Raw genomic sequence first — 18,314 nt, forward strand, 5'->3', positions numbered from 1 at the left:
TAAGTGGTCAGATGCCCCAAAATGAAAAACGAAAAATTGTGAAATTTGGGGAAAAAATTTTTACGCCGTAGGATTTTGAAGCAATTTGAAGGAAGCTGTGTAAAATCCCCTCATGTAGGAACTGGGAAACCAATTAGTACATAGAAAAGGAGAGAGGAAAACATGCCCCAGATTGCTCTGAATATGTACCAGACTGCAGCCATCGCCATGATGCTGTTTGTCCTGGGACGATTCCTGACCAACCGCGTTGAATTCCTGAGAAAGTGTTGTATCCCTGCCCCCGTGGTGGGCGGCCTGATCTTCGCTATCGTCCACCTGTGCCTGTACATGGGCGGTATCGTGGAGTTCACCTTTGACTCTAACGTCAAGGACTTCTTCATGACCCTGTTCTTCACCAGCGTCGGTTACACCGCTTGCTTCCGCCTGCTGAAGAAGGGCGGCAAGAAGGTTATCACCTTCCTGCTGGTGGCCATCGTGATGGTGTGCCTGCAGAACGTGCTCAGCTCCATCCTGGCCGGCGTCTTCGGTTGGGATCTGCGCCTGGGCCTGTGCACCGGCTCCATCCCCATGGTTGGCGGCCACGGCACTGCTGGCTCCTATGGTCCTCTGATGGAGGACATGGGCATTGAGAGCGCCAACGTCATTGCCATTGCTGCCGCTACCTATGGTCTGGTGGCCGGCTCCCTGATGGGTGGCCCCACTGCCCGCGGCATCATCAACAAGTACAACCTGAAGTCCACCGAGAGCGAGACCGGTGTGGAGTTGAACGACATGAGCGAGGCCGACCGTGAGAAGGCTGAGCGCGTGGACGTGGACTCCTTCACCAACGCCGCTATCCTGCTGATCGTTGCCGCCGGCCTGGGCACCCTGCTCACCGCCGCTCTGAACGGCATCCAGATCAACATCGGCAACTTCCACTTCAGCTTCACCTTCCCCACTTACATCGGCGCCATGCTCATCGCTGCTGTTATCCGTAACTTCTGCGATGCCAAGCACATCGTGATGCCTTCCCGCGCTCTGGACCTGTGGGGCAATGTTTCTCTGTCCATCTTCCTGGCCATCGCTCTGATGTCCGTGGCTCTGTGGCAGCTGGCCAGCGTCGCCGTTGCCATGATCGCCATGCTGGCTGCTCAGACCATCCTGATGTACTTCTACGCCCGCTTCGTGGTGTACAACATCATGGGCCGCGACTACGAGGCCGCTGTTATGACCGCTGCCTTCTGTGGCTTCGGCATGGGCGCTACCCCCAACGCCATGGCCAACATGCAGGCTGTTACCAAGCGCTATGGTCCCGCTCCTCAGGCCTACTTCGTAGTGCCTCTGGTCGGCTCCCTGTTCATCGACTTCTTCAACGGCCTGATCATCACCGGCTTCCTGAACATCCTGCCCATCTTCGGCTAAGTTCAGAAAGTTTCCCAGCCAAACGAAAAAGCCAGTCCCAATCGGGACTGGCTTTTTTATATTCAAAAGAAAAAGCAGCATCAAGTCAGGCCGGCGTTTTCCTGCTCCCGGCGCTTGGCCTCCTTCTTCCACTTGGCGGCCATGTAGCGCTCCTCCTCGCTGAAGATGCAGCCGCAGTACTTCTGCATGTAAAAGCCGTGCTCCCGGGCAAAGTCCTGTCCCTCACGAAACAGGGGGCGGAAGTCCCGGTAGAGGAATTCTACTCCATATTGCTGTCCCATCTCCCGGGCAATGGCAGCGATAGCATCGTGTTTTTGGTAGGGGGAGATGAGCAGGGAAGTGGTGAAGGAGTCAAACCCGTGCTCGGCGGCGTATTTGGCGGTCTCCTCCATGCGCACCCGGTAGCAGTAGGCGCAGCGGCCGTCGATGTTGTCGGCTACGTTGGTAATAAAGGAGCGCGGGTCATACCGGCCGCCGATGATCAGCTTCATGCCGATCTCCTTGGCGTAGCCCTCCAGGGTGGCCTTCCGGGCCTGGTACTCGGTATAGGGGTGGATGTTGGGGTTAAACCAGAAGCCGGTGACAGAGTGTCCCTCCTCCCGCAGCTGGGCGATGGGGCGGTTGGCGCAGGGGGCGCAGCAGATGTGCATGAGCGTGTTCATGTTTCTTCCTCCAGTGGTACCGGATGGACCAGCAGGCCCTTCCGAATGGCATATAACAAAGTTTGGGCCGTGCCCCCCTGGGGCACGCCGTTGTAGACGGTGAGAATATGGGCGGCGTGGTCCACCATGTAGCGGTTGCGGCGCATCATGCAGAAGCGGTCGTAGCGGTGCTGTACCAGAGTCTCATAGTCGCACTGGTCCAGAATGGACTGATAGCGCTCCTGCTCTTTCTTGGGCCAGCTGTGGGCCTGACTCTCGCAGGGGCGGGCACACTCCAGGGTGACTCCGGGCCGACGCTCCCGCAGAGCGAGTACCGCCTCGGCAAAGTAGAGATCAGCTCCCCAGGCCATGCCGCAGATAAAATGGCGGACGCCTCCGTCATAGACCTGCATCAGGGCAGCGTCCAGCCGCTGCTTCAGCGCCATGCAGCGTGGATCATCCTCGTGGGTGCCCCAGGGCAGCTTGTCCGGGCGGTGGCCGGTAAAGCAGCAGGTGGTGCTCTTGTCCATGGCAGGTCCTCCTCTCCGACAGGGATTTGGAATCATTGTAATATAGCGGACAGGGAAAGTCAACGGAGAGTCGAATATTTGTTCTAATTTGCCAAAAAACGGGGGGTTGCAATTTTCTTTGCGCCGTGTATAATAAGACATGGACAACTGAATGATATGTCTTCAGGGCGGGGTGAAATTCCCCACTGGCGGTATAGTCCGCGACCGGACCTGCAAGCAGGTCCGCTGACCCGGTGAAACTCTGGGACCAACGGTATAGTCCGGATGGAAGAAGATGTGTGTCAAAACAATAGTGTATGCCGTTCCGGCATGCATAAAGCGCACCTCCCTGATTGTTTTACACCTGGAAGACATGCTCTTTCAGATGTATCAAACAAAAAGGAGTGTTTTTTTATGTCCGCACCTTCCATGACCAGCACCTCCGCCCGCTCCAGAATGAATACCAAAGTGATGGTGAGCATGGCCATGCTTACCGGAATCGCCTACATTGTGATGCTGGCCTCCAAGCTGATGCCCAGCGTCATGTTCCTGGATTTTGACTTCAAAGATGTAATCATCTGCATCGGCGGCTTCACCTTTGGTCCTATGGCTGCCGCCATCATCTCTATTCTGGTGGCGTTTATCGAGATGATCACCATCAGCACCACCGGTCCCATTGGCTTTATCATGAACGCCCTGGCTACCTGTGCCTTCTGCTGCACCGCATCCTTCATTTACAAAAAGATGCACACCAAGAAGGGCGCTGTGCTGGGCCTGGCCTGCGGTGTAGTCGCCCTGACCGCGGTGATGCTGCTGTGGAACTACCTCATCACCCCCCTGTACATGACTGGTTTCTCCCGGGCGGATGTGGCAGCCATGCTGCCCACCCTGTTCCTGCCCTTTAACCTGGCGAAGGGCGGCATGAACATGGCTGCTACCCTGCTCATTTATCCCCCTGTGGTGGCTGCCCTGCGGGGTGCCGGCGTGGTGCCTCCCTCTCAGAGCACCCAGGCCAAGAAGATCAGCGCTGGTTTCGTGCTGTTCTCTCTGGCTCTGCTGGCCACCTTTGTGGTGTTTGCTCTGGTGCTGGCCGGTGTAATCTGATTTGATAAAATAAAGCGGCGCGGGCTTAATGCCCGCGCCGCTTTTCGCGCTTTTTTTCCTGACGGAGCCGGAAGCGTTCCTCCTGTGTCTGCCGTTTTTGGGCGGCCCGGCGGGCCTGTCGCTCCAAACCAACGGCCTCCCGCTGACGGGCGAGGGCCTCCTGGGCTTTGGTACCCAGTCCCTTTGGCTGGGTGGCTTTGGCGGCTTCCCGCTGCATCCGCTTTGGATTAGCCAAGGCTGGCCGGGGGGCCGTCTCTGGTAAGACAGGGCCAAAGGGCAGCCGGGGCCACTCTCTCTGGAGCCACTGGTACAACTGGGCGTCGGTGGGCTCCGCCCCAAAAACCACCCGGGCGGCCTGGTAGCCGTCCTGACTCCAGCGTTCGGCAATGCCTACCCAGAAGGGGGGCTGGAACAACACAGTGAACTGGCTGATGTTCCGTTCCATATTCAGTTTCCTCCCATAAAAATGTGAATATGGAGAAGGGACGACCCGGGAGGGAAGGCTACTGACGGGAGCGCGGCCCGCGGACGGACTACCAACCGCCCTGTGTTTTTATCTCCAGCCCCATTGTATCGGGGAGAGAAGCGGATGTCAATGGAGAAAACAGAACGTTTGTTTGACATAAATGGGCGGACGCGCTATGATAAAGAAAAGGGGGTGGGGCCGTGGAGCGGGTGATTTTCCACTGTGATCTGAATAGCTTTTACGCCTCGGTGGAGCTGCTGAGCCACCCGGAGCTGCGCCACCTGCCCGTGGCGGTGTGCGGCGACCCGGAGAGCCGCCACGGCATCATCCTGGCCAAAAATGAGCCAGCCAAGCGGTTCGGGGTAAAGACTGCCGAGACCATCTGGCAGGCCCGGAAAAAGTGCCCGGATCTGGTGTTGCTGCCCGCCCACCATGACCGGTACCGGGAATACTCCCGGCGGGTCAATGAGCTCTACCAGGAGTACACCGATCTGGTGGAGCCCTTTGGTATCGACGAGAGCTGGCTGGATGTCACCGGCACCCTCCATCTCTTCGGAGGGGAAGCGGCAGCCCTGGCCGATCGCCTGCGGGAGCGGATGCGGGGAGAGCTGGGGCTGACCATCTCGGTGGGGGTGTCCTTCAACAAGGTGTTTGCCAAGCTGGGCAGCGACTACAAAAAGCCCGACGCCACCACCTGTATCACTCCCGAAAATTTCAAAACCATCGTTTGGCCTCTCCCGGTGACTGACCTGCTGTTTGTGGGCCGGGCGGCGGGGCGCACGTTGGAGAAGTTTGGGGTGCGCACCATTGGTGAGCTGGCCCGGTTTGACCGGGAGGCCCTCTATCAGCTGTTGGGGCGGCCGGGAGCCCAGCTCCACGACTACGCCAACGGCCTGGACCGCGCTCCGGTGGCTCCGGCGGGGGAGCACGCGCCCCCCAAGTCGGTGGGCAACGGGCTGACCTTTCCTAAAAACCTCCAGGGACGGGAGGAGATCGCCTCCGGCATTGCCATGCTCTCCGACCAAGTAGCCGCCCGCCTGCGCCGCCATGGTATGAAGTGCGGCGGTGTGGCTCTCACCGTTCGGGACCCGGATTTTCGGGATGTGAGCCGCCAGAAGCAGCTGGACCACCCGACCAATCTCAGTCGGGAGCTGGCCCGGGAGGCCATGGATCTGGCCGACCAGCTGTGGAATATGAGCCTGCCGGTGCGGGCGCTCACCGTTACCGCCATCTATCTGGTGGCTGAGGACGAGGCCGTGGCTCAGCAGGACCTGTTTGCCGAGGCGGAGGAAGAAAAGCGTCAGCGACTGGAGCAGCTGGACCGGGCCATGGACGCCATCCGGGACAAGTACGGCAAGGGGGCCATTGGCCGGGCGTCCACCCCCAAGGGGATGGACCGGGAGCGGCACGCTCCGCCGCCGGGGGGCGCATATCATCCAAAATAGGGACATACCGTGGGACATGGAGGTGAGTTCATGTCCCACTCTTTTTTTGCCTTTTTGCAGCAGTTGGGAGAAACCCCGGCTCTGGCCCTGTTTACGCTGCTTACCCTGGGGGTGTTGCTGGTCAACGGCTGGACCGATGCTCCCAACGCCATTGCCGGAGCGGTGGTCACGGGAGCGCTGCCCTTTCGCCGGGCGGTAATTCTGGCGGCGGTGTGCAACTTTGCCGGAGTGTGCTGCGTGACGGCGGTAAACGCCTCGGTGGCCGAGACGGTCTACTCCATCGCCGCCTTTTCCGGCGGCCCACGGGCGGCCTCCATTGCTCTGAGCGCAGGAATGGCAGGGGTAGTGATTTGGGCAGTGGTGTGCTGGCGGTGGGGTATCCCTACCAGCGAGAGCCACGCCTTAGTGGCGGGGATCACCGGGGCGGCGGTGGCCCTGGAGGGAAGCTGGAACTGTGTGCGCTGGGAGAGCTGGGGGAAAGTGCTGCTGGGCCTCCTGCTGTCCACCGCAGCCGGATTTTGGTGTGGGCGGCAGATGGGACGGTGGGCCGGAACATGGAAGGGATCGGACCGCCTCTTTTGCTGCCTTCAGCTTCCCGGAGCGGCGGCCACCGCCTTTTTCCACGGAGCGCAGGACGGCCAGAAGTTTCTGGGGGTGTTTCTGCTGGGGACGGCTCTGGTCCAGGGACGGCAGGACGAGCAGACCTTTGTAGTGCCTCTTTGGCTGCTGGTGTTCTGCGCGGTGGGAATGGCGCTGGGCACCGGAATGGGGACGGCGGATCATCGATACCGTAGGCCGGAGATGGTGACCCTCAACCCCTGGATGGGGTAGCTTCTGCGACGTGGCAGGTGGTGCTGCCCTGTTGGGCCCAGGTGCTGGGCCTGCCCGTTTCCACCACCCATACCCGCACCGCCGCTCTGCTGGGAGTGGGCTGTGCCGGGGGAAAGAAGGCGGACTGGAGGGTGGCGGGTACCATTACCCTGGCCTGGGGGCTCACCTTCCCCGGCTGCGTGGTCCTGGGGTGGAGCATGGCGCGGTTCTTTTTGCACATTTGGAAATAAATTGGGGAAAACTTCTTGACAATCAATTTCTGCAAATGTAGAATATTATTGAAAGATCTGCAAATGCAGAAATAGAAAGGAGGAGTGCTCCATGAAGGACTATCCCCGTCTGCCCGAGTCGGAGCTGGACATTATGCTGGTGGTGTGGGAGCTGAAGGAGGCCACCGCGCCCGCTATTTTGGAGCGGCTTGAACGGCCCCTTACCGCCAGCGCCCTGCACAGCTACCTCAAGCGCCTGGAGGAGAAGGGCTATCTGGCCTGCCGCAAGGAGGGGAAAACGAACCGCTACACCCCGCTGGTGGAGCGGGAGGCCTATCGCCGCCAGGAGGGACGCGCCATCCTGGGAAAGCTGTACGAGGGGTCCCTCAAGCGCTTTGCCGCCGCCCTCCACGACGGCGGAGCGTTAGACCAAAGCGAGGTGGAGGAGCTGCGGGCCTATCTGGATGAGCTGGAGGAAAAGGGGGGCATGTAAATGGAGACCCTGTTTTTGCGCGTGGTCTGGCTGTCGGCCACCGTGTCGGCGGTGCTGCTGCCTCTGCTGCTGGCCTCCCGGTGGCTGCAAAGCCGGGTAAAGGCCAAGAGCTTGTACATCCTGTGGCTGCTGCTGGCCGTTCGGCTAGTGGTACCGGTGGAGATCACTCTGCCCAAGCCTGCGGTGACAGTGCAGGTGCCCCAGTATGAGGTGACCATCCCCACGAATCGTCCCTCGGAAGAGCTGCCGAACGATCAACTCTCTCCGGTGGAGCCCAATGTGGAACCATCCCTTCCCCAAATGGAGCAAGAGCCTGACCTGACCGCCCAAACCGAGGTACCGGTGGCGGTGGTATTAGGGACGTTATGGCTGACCGGTGTGTTTGCCATCGCCCTCATCCAAATCAGCAGCTACCTGGTCACCCGGCGGGCTCTGCTGCGCTGGGCGCGTCCGGTATCCCCCGAGACCCGGGAGCAGATTCAATATTTGGCTCTGCGGCTGGGACTGAAACGGACCTTCCAGGTGCGGCGCAGTGACCGGGTACGCACTGCCATGGTGCTGGGCGTGCTGCGTCCGGTGCTGCTGATCCCTCAGGAGGAGTGCGACCCTCTGGTGGTCCTCCATGAGCTTAACCACCTGCGCCGCCGGGACCTGGAGTACAAGGGCCTGATGATGGCAGCCTGCTGGCTGCACTGGTTCAACCCTCTGGTGTGGTGGATGAGCCGGGTGGCAGGTCGGAATCTGGAGCTGTGCTGTGACGAGGACGTAGCGGGCAAAGAAAATTCTGCCTTCCGCCATCGGTATGGTCGGCTGCTGCTGGAGTGCGCGGCGGAAGGGGCAGGGCCCGTTCTCTCCAGCCGCTTTGGCAGCAGCAAGGAGGAGCTGAAGGCCCGGCTCACCAACCTGTTTGTGGTAAAAAAGCGGGGCCGTGCGCTGGTATGTCTGGCGCTGGCCTGCGCCGTGCTGGTAGGTGGTCTGGTGGCCTGTGAGCAGACCCAGAACGGCGGGCCGGACCAGGCGGTGGAGGAGCTGGAAAACACCATCACCTATGACGGGCAGACCGTCTCCTTTACCCTGCCGGAGGGGAAGCGGGACTGGAGTCTGCACATTGCGGGGCGGGCCGAGGTCGAATGGCTGGGCGGCATGAGCCTGCACTACCTGGACGAGACGGCCTGGACCCCGGGGGAGACCTACTCCTTTGACCTGGACGGGGAATCTGTTGGTGATATCACCGAGCTGTCCATGTACATTGATCTGGAGGGACAGTCGTACACGGTGGATCTGCTGCCCCATGTGAGGGAATATTCCAAGCCCTACCCGTACTACCACAACTACGACTATGGCTTTACCCTTACCCTGCCCGAAGGCTGGGCAGAGGGCGTGGACATCCAGGAAATGGACGGCGGCGTGGACTTCTACATGAAGAGCGCGGGAGACTGGGATGGAGCGGGCTGGCTGGTAGGTATTTACTTGACCGACCCAACCGATTGGCAGGGCATTGCCGATGCGGGCTGTCCCCATGGACAGCGTTTCCTGGGCCAGACAGCCCAAGGGGTTTTGTATGCTATTGGTCCCAGCGACGTGCGCTATGACGAAACCGTTCCCGGGGAGATGGAGCGGTACAATGCCCTGTATGAGCGGGTGGACGAACTGCTGGACAGCTTCCAGCTGGACAGCATCCACGCCCTGGTCCAGGAGTGGCTGGAGGATCGAGTGAAGCAGGGGCCGCCGGAAGGGACCCAGGGCTATGACTACCTGGACGGCCGCGTCCAGTGCCTGTCCTTCCAGAGAATGGAGCTGGGATACGCGGTATATGAGATTGAGTACCGCTTTTTGGTGGACCACCCGGAAAACGTGGTGGTTGCCGGAGGCATGGAGCTGGATGAGGAGGGCTGGCTGCGGGATTACTCTATGACGGCCTATTTGATCGTCCGCAACGGGAGCATTGTGGGGCTAAGAATTTCTGATATTTCTCCGGAGTACCCCCTGTTTTGGTATGAACTGCCCGACCTGTCGGAGGAGGAGAAATGGCAGGCTATGGCTCAGGTGGCCTATGCCGGGGCGGAAGAATGGATGCAGCTGTACCAGGGCTATATCGGCGGGACCGGGGAGTGCGCCTTTTCCCGGGAAGAGCTGGCCCAGGCGGGCTACCAGGCCCAGACCCTGCCCGAACAGTGGAAGCTGGTGCGGGGCGGAGGATACCCACAGAACCGGAACGAACTGCTGGGAGCGTTCCAGTTCTACTTCTCCGATGCCTTGGCGCAGCGTATGGTGGATGAAATGCTCTCCGGGCCCGATGCCCCCTTCCTGTTCTATGAGGGAGCGCTCTATTTCCGGGATGACGTACCCTGCGGTGAGAAAATAGATGGCATGTACACTGACTGGAGCTGGAGCTCCTTTACCATCACAGACCGTGTGGAGAAGGGCTTTGAGGGAATTGAGTTTACGCTCTCGGACAACGCCGCCATGAACGGAGACAGCGCTGGGAAAACATGGACGTTCCGTCTGGTGCTGGATGAGGGGTACAGTGTCCGTTTTTATTGCTGGTTTAATTTAGAGTAAGGAGATTCGTTTTTCTCGGAGCAGCAGAAAAGATTCGTTATATCAAAAAACTAAGACGATCTTAATTGACTTAAAATTTTCTGAAATATATAATTAAGGTACCAATCCTCTATCTGAGAAAGGAGCCTTGTATGAAAAAGTATCTTCGCCTGCTGCTGTGCACCGGCGTAACTGCCGCCCTTTTGACGCTGCCCGCTCTGGCTGCGGACAACGATACCCTCCCCGCCAAGCAGGGGGACTTCTATGTGATGGTCAATGGAGAGTACGTCACCTTCCCCGATGCAGTGCCTCAGATCCGGGAGAACCGCTCCTGCCTGCCCTTTGTGGCTGTGTTTGAGCAGCTGGGCTTTGCAGAGGAGGATATGACCTGGGATGGCGCCACCGGTACGGTCACCGCCGTCAAGCCCGATGTGTCTTATACCGCCTTTCAGGGGAATACCAAACAGGGAGATTTGACCGTCGAGCTCACCATTGGCTCCAACGACATTACTTACTGGTATGAGGGAAATACCACGGCAGACCCCCATGGGCATCAGGCCCAGGTTGTGGAGCACATCCAGAGTGAAGTGGCCCCCTATGTCTACCAGAACCGCACCTATATTCCCTTCGGCCTGCTGGCCGATGCGCTGAGCTACAATGTAGGCTGGGACGGCGAGGTGGCAGCGGTCATCATCGATGACGTAGATGCCATTCTGGCCGCCAACACCGAGACCTATGATCGGATGGATGAGTATCAGGCCTATAACCGCACCTTTGTGGAGAAAAACCAGAAGGTCACCGGCAGCTATTCCATGGACCTGACCATGAAGCAGAAGATCCAGGAGACCAACAGCGATCTCTCGTTTACGGCCAAGGGCGACTACGATATGATCACCGGCGGCACCACTGCGTTTGAATTTGATACCGATATGACCATGGATGCCTCGATGGTAACAGGCGGGTTGGATCTGATCGGCGCGATGACCTCTCCGGAAGGGGAGCCTCTGTTCCCCATGGATCTGGGCTTCTCCATGCGGGGTGATACCACCGACGGAATCTTCTACTTCAAGCTGGATTCCAAACAGCTGGGGAACCTCAATGGCTGGGATACCGAGAGCTGGTATAAGATGGATATGGCCGCGTTTTATGATGCCATGTCTGAGCAGACCGGCATGACCTATGCCCAGCTTATGGAGCTGTCCAACGCCTCTCTGGACGAGAGCTTCTCCCAGCTGCTGCCCCAGATGCTGAAGGATATGCCCCTTAACAGCGTAGCCTTTACCACCACGGACTATCTGGAGCTGCTCAACACCATCTGCGGCGACAGCCACTTTGTCAAGTCCGGCTCCAGCTATGTGAATACCTTCCTCAATGAGGGCGGGATCCAGGGCACCTTCACCCTCTACACCAGCGGCGGCAAGGTGAACGGCTACGCCATGGAGCTGAAAGCCGATCCCGATGTGGCAGGCGGAGAGCTGTCCATTACCACCTCCATGAAGGGCTCCAAAATGGAGCTGGCCATGAATATGGAGGCCTCTCAGGGTGAGGGCCAGGAGGGCAGCGGAACCCTCTATCAGGTGGATATGACTTTGGATATGATGATGGACGGGACCTATCAGACCACCAGCACCCAGCCCGCGACGGAGCCTCCCGCAGGCGCTTCCGTTGTGGACCTGATGGAGCTGCTGGGCTCTCTCATCCCCACTGAGCCGACCATGCCCTAAGTACAACGAAAACGAATTTTTAATCAAAAGAAAACCAGTGGGCCAGTCCGTTTGGACTGGCCCACTGGTTTATGCCGCAAAAGCGGTTTTGTATTTTGTTACAGAGAGATCAGCTGGATCTTATCCTCATCAGCCAATACATTCAGATGGGTGACCGGGTTCTGCCAGCTGTCAATGATGCGCTGGGCGATCACGTCCTCCAGCTCCTTCTGGATGCACCGGCGCAGGTTCCGGGCACCGTAGGCGGCGGAGTAGGACTTTTTGACCAGATAGCTGAGCAGGCTCTCGTCCCAGGTGAGGGTGATGTGCTTCTCAGCCAGGGAGTCCTTCAATTCCTGAAGCATGAGCGCTGCAATATCCTTGAAGTTGTCCTCGGTGAGCTGGTGGAAGTAGACGATCTCGTCCACGCGGTTAATAAACTCGGGCCGCAGGAAGTCCTGCAGGGCCTTCATGGCCCGCTCCTTGCCCTGCTCCTCGGCGGTGCGGTCAAAGCCCACGCTGCCCACCTTGGAGTTGCTGCCTGCGTTGGAGGTCATGACGATGACGGTGTTCTCAAAGTTCACCTTGCGGCCGTGGGCGTCGGTGATATGGCCATCGTCCAGAATCTGCAGGAGAATATTGAGTACATCGGGGTGGGCCTTCTCGATCTCATCAAAGAGGACCACGGAGTAGGGTTTTCTCCGAATCTTCTCGGTGAGCTGGCCCGCCTCGTCATAGCCCACATAGCCCGGGGGAGAGCCGATGATGCGGGAGACGGCGTACTTCTCCATAAACTCGGACATATCCAGACGGATGAGAGATTCCGGGGCGTGGAACAGGTCCTGGGCCAGCTGCTTGACCAGCTCGGTCTTACCCACGCCGGTGGAGCCCACGAAGATAAAGGATACCGGCTTATGCTTGGGGCTGATGCCCACACGACCACGGCGGATGGCGGCGGCGACTGCCTTTACCGCCTCGTCCTGGCCGATGATGTGCTTTTTCAGGCGCTCCTCCAGCTTGGAGAGCTGTTCATACTCTTGCTCCCGGATCTGGCTGGCGGGGATGTTGGTCCAAAGCTCGATCACGTTGGCCAGATGTTCCACTTCCAGAGCGGGCACCGACTGGGCCTCCAGCTGGTGCTGCTCGGCCTCCAGGCGCAGCTCCTGGCTGCGGATATTGGCCAGACGGGCATAGGCCTCCTCGGTGTCGGCGGCCATCATGACCTCTTTTTCCTTGTTCAGGTCGGCCAGCTCCTTGGTGATAGCGGCCTGACGGGCCAGGGTGGTGTTTTTCAGGTTGACGTTGGAACAGGCCTCGTCGATGAGGTCGATGGCCTTGTCAGGCAGATAGCGGTCGGTGATGTACCGCTCACTCATGGTCACCGCCAGACGGCACATCTCCGGGGAGATGGACACCTGGTGGTAGGCCTCATAGTAGGGGGCGATGCCCTCAATGATCTTGACGCTCTCCTCGATGGAGGGCTCCTCCACAATGACGGGCTGGAAGCGGCGCTCCAGGGCGGTGTCCTTCTCGATGTGCTTGCGGTACTCGTTGAGGGTGGTGGCGCCAATGACCTGGAGCTCCCCCCGGGAGAGGGCGGGTTTCAGGATGTTGGCGGCGTTCATGCTGCCCTCGGCATCGCCGGCGCCCACAATGTTGTGGACCTCGTCGATGACCAGGATGATATTGCCCAGCTTGCGGATCTCCTCAATGAGGCCCTTCATGCGGCTCTCAAACTGGCCGCGGAACTGGGTGCCCGCCACCAGGGCGGTGAGGTCCAGAAGATAGACCTCCTTGTCCAGCAGCTTGTAGGGCACCTGACCCTTGGCGATTTTCATGGCCAGACCCTCGGCAATGGCGGTCTTGCCCACGCCGGGCTCGCCGATGAGACAGGGGTTATTCTTCTGACGGCGGTTGAGGATCTGGATGACGCGCTCCAGCTCCCGGTCCCGGCCGATGAGTTTGTCCAGCTTGCCCTCCTGGGCCTTCTTGGTCAGAGAGATGCAGTAATTCTCCAAAAATTTCCGCTTAGCGGGGCGCTCCCCCTTGGGGTTGGGCGCGGATTTCTCGCTGCGGGGAGTCTCTCCGGCGGCGGGGGCGTTGCCGTTGCCGCCAAAGAGCTGGTTGAGGAAGGGGAAGGTGGCGGTGCGGCCGTCGTCCTCGCCGTCGCTGTCCCCGTCGGGCTGGGGCATCAGGCCTTCCATACCCTCGGCGCCGCCGAAGGCGGACATCATCTCATTGGTGAGGTTGTCAAGCTCCTCGTCGGTAATGCCCATTTTCTTCATCATGTCGTCGATGGGCTTGATGCCAAGCTCCCGGGCACATTTCAGGCACAGACCCTCATTTTTGGTCTGTCCGCCCTCCAGCTTGGTAATAAAAATAACCGCTACGTTTTTATTGCAGCGGCTGCATAAAGTAGGCTGCATATATTGCGCTCCTTTCCGGAGTGAACGTGTTACGCTCCAAGTTACGGGGTATCATACACCACAATTATGAACTGGTCATGAATTACAGAAAGCTGGCCATCAGGGCAAAGGGATTGGTGGTGCAGAAGAAGTGGAGCAGCATGGTGCCGTCCACCGCCTCCTGGGGGATCATGCTGCGCAGCAGCCAGCAGGCGATAAACAGCAGGGCGGCTCCCTTGATGAAACCCATGCCCGCGCCCGCCCAGTGGTTGAGGGTGGACAGTACCGGCAGCTTGAAGGCCAGATTCAGAGCCTGGCTGAGGAAGTGCCAGGCCACCAGCACCAGGACAAAGCAGATGATAAACAGCACGCCCTGGGCGATTTGCAGGGCAATGTATCCGGCAATGGACTCCACCACATTGGAGGTCACCGCCAGCACGCCCTGGCTCACCGCGCCGTGAATGGCGTCCGAGAAATACTGTACCAGAGCGGAGTCGCCCACCAGCTCCAGGATCTGCTCCAGGGAGAAGTCGTCACCCAGGCCGTCCAGGCCGGAGCTGTCCGAAGAGGAAGTGCTTCCCTCGGGCAGGGTCACGCCCTGCTCCTGGAGGCTTTCCTCCAGAGCGGAGTTGATGTTGAGTTCAATAGCGGGGCGGACCATCTGGCTGACCGGCTCTGCCAGAGCGTCAGAGAGAACGGAGGCCCCGATAAAAGCCACGAACACAGCCAGAAAGCCGCACAGGGTCAGGACAAAGCCCTTGCGGTAGCCTTGAAATACAGTAACGGCCAGGACAACGGCAAGGATCAGGTCAAAGAAAAGATAGCTCATGGGAATCTCCTTATTTCCCCACGTGGGGGGCGCTTCTTAGTTGGGCAGGTACAGCCAAGCCTGCTGGGCATTGGCCAGCACGGCGGCCCCGGAGGAGGACAGCGCCGTATACCGGGCGTTTTGCGTATGCTCCAGAATACTATATGTTGTCATATCAGAGGTGTAGATGGTGAGGGTATCGCCGGTGAGCAGGGAGAAATACCGCCCTGCCGCGTCAAAGGAGAGCACGGAGGAGGTGAGAGACTGAGTGGCGATCTCCTCCCCATTGGAATCCACGGTAACGATCTGGTTGGCCGAGCCCGCCCGGTAGCGGCCCAGCAGCAGCACGGCAAAGCCGTCGCCGCCCAGGTCACAGCCCTTTAGATAGTTGCCGCCCAGAGAGTAGGTGGCGGTCTCCTTTCCGTTGGGGGAGACAATGACCACCTCGTCCTCGCCCAGCACCCACAGGGCTCCGTTCTCGTAGTCCAGGTCCAGGGGAACCAGGTTGCCCAGAGAGACCACCGCAGAGGGATCCTTCTGGTCCACGGGGTAGAAGCGGACCTGGCTTTCATAGGAGCCGCCCGACTGCCCCAAGGTTAGAATGGCCACTGTTTTGCAGTCGGGGGAGAGAACGGCGTCCATGATAAAGGTGCTGGAGAGATTGATCTGAATGACCGTCTTGTCGAAGGTACTGTTGTACACCGTGACGCTGCCCTTATAGCCGCTCTGCTGGGCGGTGACAGCCAGCCAGCCCGCCTCGTTGACCCGGGCGGAGAGCAGGCTGTTTCCGTCGTCCAGAGTGAGGCGGAAGGCCTCCTGGGTGTTGCGGAAGACAAACAGGTTCTGACCGCCCACATCGTAGGCCACGCCGGTGGCTCCGGCGGTGGAGAGGGTGGGGGGCTCCAGGGTGAGTACCTCTTGGGCGTAGGTCTCGCCCGAGAAGGAGTAGTAGCGCACACCGGAGGTGGAGGAGAGCAGGATGCCGTCCTCCAGATAGGCGAAGGTGGCCTGGTCTCCTCCCGCGTGGGAGAAGGGGGTGGCCTCGCCGGTGTCGCTGGTTTTCAGGTCCCGGTATTCAAACCAGCGCTTCAGAGCGTCCAGATTGAATTTGTCCCGGTTGGCCACCAGAAATACCGCCCCGATGAGCAGGGCGGCTGTGACCAGAAGGGCCAGCACACGAACCAAGATATTCGGCTTTTTGGGTTTCGATTCCATCTCGCTCATAGAAAACCCTTTCTTGTTGGGGTGGAGACAGGACAGCGGTTACAGCACGTCCTCGTCGTACCACAGCTTTGTCATGTACAGTCCTCCGGGGGGTACGGTGGGTCCGGCCAGCGTGCGGTTGCCCGACTCCAGAATGGCCGGGATGTCCTGAGGGGACAGCTTGCCCTCGGCGGCGTAGACGATGGTGCCGGTCATAGCCCGGACCATGTTGTAGAGAAAGCCGTTGGCGCACACCTTGCACTCGATGAGCTGGTCGTGCCGCGTCACGTCAAAGTAGTACACAGTGCGCACGGTGGTGCGGGTCTCCGTGCCCACCGACCGCACCGCCCGGAAGTCGTGGGTACCCACAAACTGGTCGGCCGCCTGCTGCATGATCTTCTCGTCCAGGTACTTGGGGTAAAACCAGGCCCGGTCCACATAGAAGGGGTTGCCCAGGCGGGAGTTATAGATGCGGTAGGTGTACTCCTTGCGGTGGCAGGAGCCGATGGCGTTGAACTCCATGGGCACCTCCGTGGCTTTCACCACCACGATATCCCGGGGCAGGCGGGTGTTCACCGCCAAGGGGATGCGGTCGCAGGGGATGGTGGAGGTGGTGCGGAAGTTGGCGATATATACCTCGGCGTGGACCCCGGCGTCGGTGCGGCCGGCGCCGGTACACTTTACCGGGTGGCACACTACGGTAGACAGGGCCTTTTCCAGAGTTTCCGCCACAGAAATAGCGTTTTTCTGCACCTGCCAGCCGTGGTAGGCGGTGCCGTTGTACATCAGTTTCAGGGCAATATTTCGTTCCATTGAATCACCAAACAAGTGAGATTTTAAAGGCCCATACGACCCAGCACGCCCACCAGCACGGTGAGCACCACAAACAGCGCCAGCACAAAATAGTCCCGGCCCACGTAGTGGAGCTGACGCAGACGGGTACGGCCCTCGCCGCCGTGGTAGCAGCGGCACTCCATGGCCACCGCCAGCTCGTCGGCACGGCGGAAGGCGGAAATAAACAGAGGCACCAGCAGGGGAATGAGAGCCTTGGCCCGCTGGATGAGATTGCCGCTTTCAAAGTCGGCACCCCTGGCACGCTGGGCGGACATGATCTTGTCGGTCTCCTCAATGAGGGTGGGGATAAAGCGCAGGGCAATGGACATGATCATGGCCAGCTCATGCACCGGCACCTTGATCTTCTTCAGCGGTCCCAGCAGAGATTCCAGGGCGTCGGTAAGAAGAATGGGGGAGGTGGTGTAGGTGAGCAGGAAAGTGCCCGCAATGAGCATCAGAATACGCACCACCATGAAAAATGCGTTGAACACACCCTCCAGCGTGATGGTCAAAATCCAAACTTTGGCCAGCACGTGATCACCGGGTGTATAAAACAGGTTCAAAATTGCGGTAAACACCACAATGAACACCACAGGCTTCAGTCCGCGGACAATGAATTTCAGAGGCACCTTGGAGATGGCGATGGACACCGCCAGCAGCAGGAACATGATGCCGTAGGTAAGAAAGCTCTTGGCCAGGAACAGGGCCACGATATACAGCACCACCGCCAGCAGCTTGGTGCGGGGGTCCAGCTTGTGGACAAAGGAGTGGCCGGGGAAGTACTGGCCCAGGGTAATGTCTTTCAGTGCCATTTACTTCACCGCCTTTCCCAGCTTGGCCAGAATGGCCTGTCTGGCCTGGTCAATGGTGTACACCGACGGGTCGATGTCCACGCCCATCTGGCGCAGGCGGTGGAACACCCGGGTCATCTGAGGCACGCCCAGACCCATGGCCTCCAGCTCATCTCCGTGGGCAAAGACCTCCCGGGGTGCACCCTGGAAGGGGATCTTTCCGTCGTTGACCACCACCAGGCGGTCCACCGACCGGGCCACCTCCTCCATGGAGTGGGACACCAGGATAATGGTGGCGTTCTGAGCCTTGTGGTAGTCCCGGATGTTGCCCAGAATGGACTCCACGCCCACCGGGTCCAGTCCGGCGGTGGGCTCGTCCAGAATGAGCACCTTGGGCTCCATGGCGATGACGCCCGCAATGGCCACCCGGCGCTTCTGGCCGCCGGAGAGCTCAAAGGGGGACTTGTCCAGCTGGTCGTCCCGCAGGCCAACAAAGTAGGCCGCCGAGCGCACCCGCCGGTCGATCTCCTTCTCGTCCAGGCCCATGTTTGTGGGGCCAAAGGCGATGTCTTTATATACCGTCTCCTCAAACAGCTGATACTCCGGATACTGGAACACCAGACCTACCTGAAACCGGGTCATCCGGGTGCGCTTGGGATCGGACCAGATGTCCTCCCCCTGAAAGAGCACCTGGCCGGAGGTGGGTTTCAGCAGGCCGTTGAGGTGCTGAATGAGGGTGGATTTTCCCGAGCCGGTGTGGCCGATGATGCCCAGGTACTCCCCCTTATAGGTGGAAAAGTCCACATCCAGCAGGGCGGAGCGCTCAAAGGGAGTGCCCGCCGAGTAGGTGTGGGTGAGATGTTTTGTTTCGATGATCGCTTCCATTGTGGTACCATCCTTATGGCAGAGTGGTGCATGTCCCGCTGGGAT

General features: G+C 59.6%; 17 protein-coding genes and 1 riboswitch. Of the genes, 8 read left to right on the top strand and 9 right to left on the bottom strand.

Features of this window, described 5'->3' with window-relative positions; translation table 11 throughout:
* The first annotated feature begins 162 nt into the window (after positions 1 to 162).
* The gene (gene gltS / locus ACLTXB_RS08665) at positions 163 to 1,401 is read left to right on the top strand and encodes a sodium/glutamate symporter (RefSeq protein WP_428226672.1); all 1,239 of its coding nucleotides are present in this window, start codon (positions 163 to 165) and stop codon (positions 1,399 to 1,401) included.
* Positions 1,402 to 1,481: 80 nt separating this feature from the next.
* Here the strand turns inward: gltS and ACLTXB_RS08670 are convergent, their stop codons facing one another.
* Entirely contained in the window at positions 1,482 to 2,063 is a 582-nt protein-coding gene (locus tag ACLTXB_RS08670; RefSeq protein ID WP_428226673.1) for an epoxyqueuosine reductase QueH, read from the bottom strand.
* Positions 2,060 to 2,572: an SLOG family protein gene (locus ACLTXB_RS08675; RefSeq protein ID WP_428226674.1), complete on the bottom strand. Its 513-nt coding sequence runs from the start codon at positions 2,570 to 2,572 to the stop codon at positions 2,060 to 2,062. The genes ACLTXB_RS08670 and ACLTXB_RS08675 overlap by 4 nt, the downstream gene beginning before the upstream one ends.
* A 154-nt stretch (positions 2,573 to 2,726) precedes the next feature.
* A riboswitch (FMN riboswitch) is annotated at positions 2,727 to 2,852 on the top strand.
* Positions 2,853 to 2,965: 113 nt separating this feature from the next.
* Here ACLTXB_RS08675 and ACLTXB_RS08680 point away from each other — a divergent pair.
* Positions 2,966 to 3,655, top strand: coding sequence for an ECF transporter S component (locus tag ACLTXB_RS08680; RefSeq protein ID WP_020989862.1), 690 nt, complete (start codon positions 2,966 to 2,968; stop codon positions 3,653 to 3,655).
* Positions 3,656 to 3,680: 25 nt separating this feature from the next.
* On the opposite strand, the gene ACLTXB_RS08685 is transcribed toward ACLTXB_RS08680, so the two are convergent.
* The gene (locus ACLTXB_RS08685) at positions 3,681 to 4,100 is read right to left on the bottom strand and encodes a YjdF family protein (RefSeq protein WP_110442005.1); all 420 of its coding nucleotides are present in this window, start codon (positions 4,098 to 4,100) and stop codon (positions 3,681 to 3,683) included.
* Positions 4,101 to 4,321: 221 nt separating this feature from the next.
* Here ACLTXB_RS08685 and dinB point away from each other — a divergent pair, with 221 nt between their 5' ends.
* The 6 genes from dinB to ACLTXB_RS08715 all read left to right on the top strand — a co-directional run bounded on the left by dinB (position 4,322) and on the right by ACLTXB_RS08715 (position 11,364).
* Complete coding sequence (gene dinB / locus ACLTXB_RS08690) at positions 4,322 to 5,566, top strand: DNA polymerase IV (protein WP_428226675.1); 1,245 nt, start codon at positions 4,322 to 4,324, stop codon at positions 5,564 to 5,566.
* Positions 5,567 to 5,596: 30 nt separating this feature from the next.
* Complete coding sequence (locus tag ACLTXB_RS08695) at positions 5,597 to 6,397, top strand: anion permease (RefSeq protein WP_428226676.1); 801 nt, start codon at positions 5,597 to 5,599, stop codon at positions 6,395 to 6,397.
* A gap of 20 nt (positions 6,398 to 6,417) precedes the next feature.
* A complete protein-coding gene (locus tag ACLTXB_RS08700) occupies positions 6,418 to 6,627 on the top strand; it encodes an inorganic phosphate transporter (RefSeq protein WP_428226677.1) in 210 nt (69 codons plus the stop codon).
* 91 nt (positions 6,628 to 6,718) lie between these two features.
* Positions 6,719 to 7,099 carry a BlaI/MecI/CopY family transcriptional regulator gene (locus tag ACLTXB_RS08705; protein WP_428226678.1) on the top strand — a complete coding sequence of 127 codons (381 nt, stop codon included), beginning with the start codon at positions 6,719 to 6,721 and terminating at the stop codon, positions 7,097 to 7,099.
* Positions 7,100 to 9,661 (top strand): M56 family metallopeptidase, encoded by a 2,562-nt coding sequence (locus ACLTXB_RS08710; RefSeq protein WP_428226679.1) that lies wholly within the window; start codon positions 7,100 to 7,102, stop codon positions 9,659 to 9,661. It begins immediately after the preceding gene.
* 131 nt (positions 9,662 to 9,792) lie between these two features.
* Positions 9,793 to 11,364 (top strand): copper amine oxidase N-terminal domain-containing protein, encoded by a 1,572-nt coding sequence (locus ACLTXB_RS08715; protein WP_428226680.1) that lies wholly within the window; start codon positions 9,793 to 9,795, stop codon positions 11,362 to 11,364.
* Between the two features lie 98 nt (positions 11,365 to 11,462).
* Here ACLTXB_RS08715 and ACLTXB_RS08720 read toward each other — a convergent pair whose 3' ends face one another.
* From ACLTXB_RS08720 to ACLTXB_RS08745, 6 genes are all read right to left on the bottom strand, one after another.
* On the bottom strand, positions 11,463 to 13,769 hold the full coding sequence (locus tag ACLTXB_RS08720) for an AAA family ATPase (RefSeq protein WP_428226681.1): 2,307 nt from the start codon (positions 13,767 to 13,769) through the stop codon (positions 11,463 to 11,465).
* 82 nt (positions 13,770 to 13,851) lie between these two features.
* Complete coding sequence (locus ACLTXB_RS08725) at positions 13,852 to 14,577, bottom strand: CvpA family protein (protein WP_428226682.1); 726 nt, start codon at positions 14,575 to 14,577, stop codon at positions 13,852 to 13,854.
* 36 nt (positions 14,578 to 14,613) lie between these two features.
* Positions 14,614 to 15,780 (bottom strand): DUF5711 family protein, encoded by a 1,167-nt coding sequence (locus tag ACLTXB_RS08730; protein WP_428226683.1) that lies wholly within the window; start codon positions 15,778 to 15,780, stop codon positions 14,614 to 14,616.
* Positions 15,781 to 15,819: 39 nt separating this feature from the next.
* Positions 15,820 to 16,572 carry a tRNA pseudouridine(38-40) synthase TruA gene (gene truA, locus ACLTXB_RS08735; protein WP_008981497.1) on the bottom strand — a complete coding sequence of 251 codons (753 nt, stop codon included), beginning with the start codon at positions 16,570 to 16,572 and terminating at the stop codon, positions 15,820 to 15,822.
* Between the two features lie 23 nt (positions 16,573 to 16,595).
* On the bottom strand, positions 16,596 to 17,405 hold the full coding sequence (locus tag ACLTXB_RS08740; RefSeq protein ID WP_428226684.1) for an energy-coupling factor transporter transmembrane component T family protein: 810 nt from the start codon (positions 17,403 to 17,405) through the stop codon (positions 16,596 to 16,598).
* Positions 17,406 to 18,269 carry an energy-coupling factor transporter ATPase gene (locus ACLTXB_RS08745; RefSeq protein ID WP_428226685.1) on the bottom strand — a complete coding sequence of 288 codons (864 nt, stop codon included), beginning with the start codon at positions 18,267 to 18,269 and terminating at the stop codon, positions 17,406 to 17,408.
* Between the last annotated feature and the right edge of the window lie 45 nt (positions 18,270 to 18,314).

The organism is Flintibacter sp. (genome assembly GCF_046973065.1).

Coding starts and splice junctions, on each gene's coding strand:
- gltS (WP_428226672.1), top strand. CDS start 163: ATGCCCCAGATTGCTCTGAATATGTACCAGACTGCAGCCATCGCCATG.
- ACLTXB_RS08670 (WP_428226673.1), bottom strand. CDS start 2,063: ATGAACACGCTCATGCACATCTGCTGCGCCCCCTGCGCCAACCGCCCC.
- ACLTXB_RS08675 (WP_428226674.1), bottom strand. CDS start 2,572: ATGGACAAGAGCACCACCTGCTGCTTTACCGGCCACCGCCCGGACAAG.
- ACLTXB_RS08680 (WP_020989862.1), top strand. CDS start 2,966: ATGTCCGCACCTTCCATGACCAGCACCTCCGCCCGCTCCAGAATGAAT.
- ACLTXB_RS08685 (WP_110442005.1), bottom strand. CDS start 4,100: ATGGAACGGAACATCAGCCAGTTCACTGTGTTGTTCCAGCCCCCCTTC.
- ACLTXB_RS08695 (WP_428226676.1), top strand. CDS start 5,597: ATGTCCCACTCTTTTTTTGCCTTTTTGCAGCAGTTGGGAGAAACCCCG.
- ACLTXB_RS08705 (WP_428226678.1), top strand. CDS start 6,719: ATGAAGGACTATCCCCGTCTGCCCGAGTCGGAGCTGGACATTATGCTG.
- ACLTXB_RS08710 (WP_428226679.1), top strand. CDS start 7,100: ATGGAGACCCTGTTTTTGCGCGTGGTCTGGCTGTCGGCCACCGTGTCG.
- ACLTXB_RS08715 (WP_428226680.1), top strand. CDS start 9,793: ATGAAAAAGTATCTTCGCCTGCTGCTGTGCACCGGCGTAACTGCCGCC.
- ACLTXB_RS08720 (WP_428226681.1), bottom strand. CDS start 13,769: ATGCAGCCTACTTTATGCAGCCGCTGCAATAAAAACGTAGCGGTTATT.
- ACLTXB_RS08725 (WP_428226682.1), bottom strand. CDS start 14,577: ATGAGCTATCTTTTCTTTGACCTGATCCTTGCCGTTGTCCTGGCCGTT.
- ACLTXB_RS08730 (WP_428226683.1), bottom strand. CDS start 15,780: ATGAGCGAGATGGAATCGAAACCCAAAAAGCCGAATATCTTGGTTCGT.
- truA (WP_008981497.1), bottom strand. CDS start 16,572: ATGGAACGAAATATTGCCCTGAAACTGATGTACAACGGCACCGCCTAC.
- ACLTXB_RS08740 (WP_428226684.1), bottom strand. CDS start 17,405: ATGGCACTGAAAGACATTACCCTGGGCCAGTACTTCCCCGGCCACTCC.
- ACLTXB_RS08745 (WP_428226685.1), bottom strand. CDS start 18,269: ATGGAAGCGATCATCGAAACAAAACATCTCACCCACACCTACTCGGCG.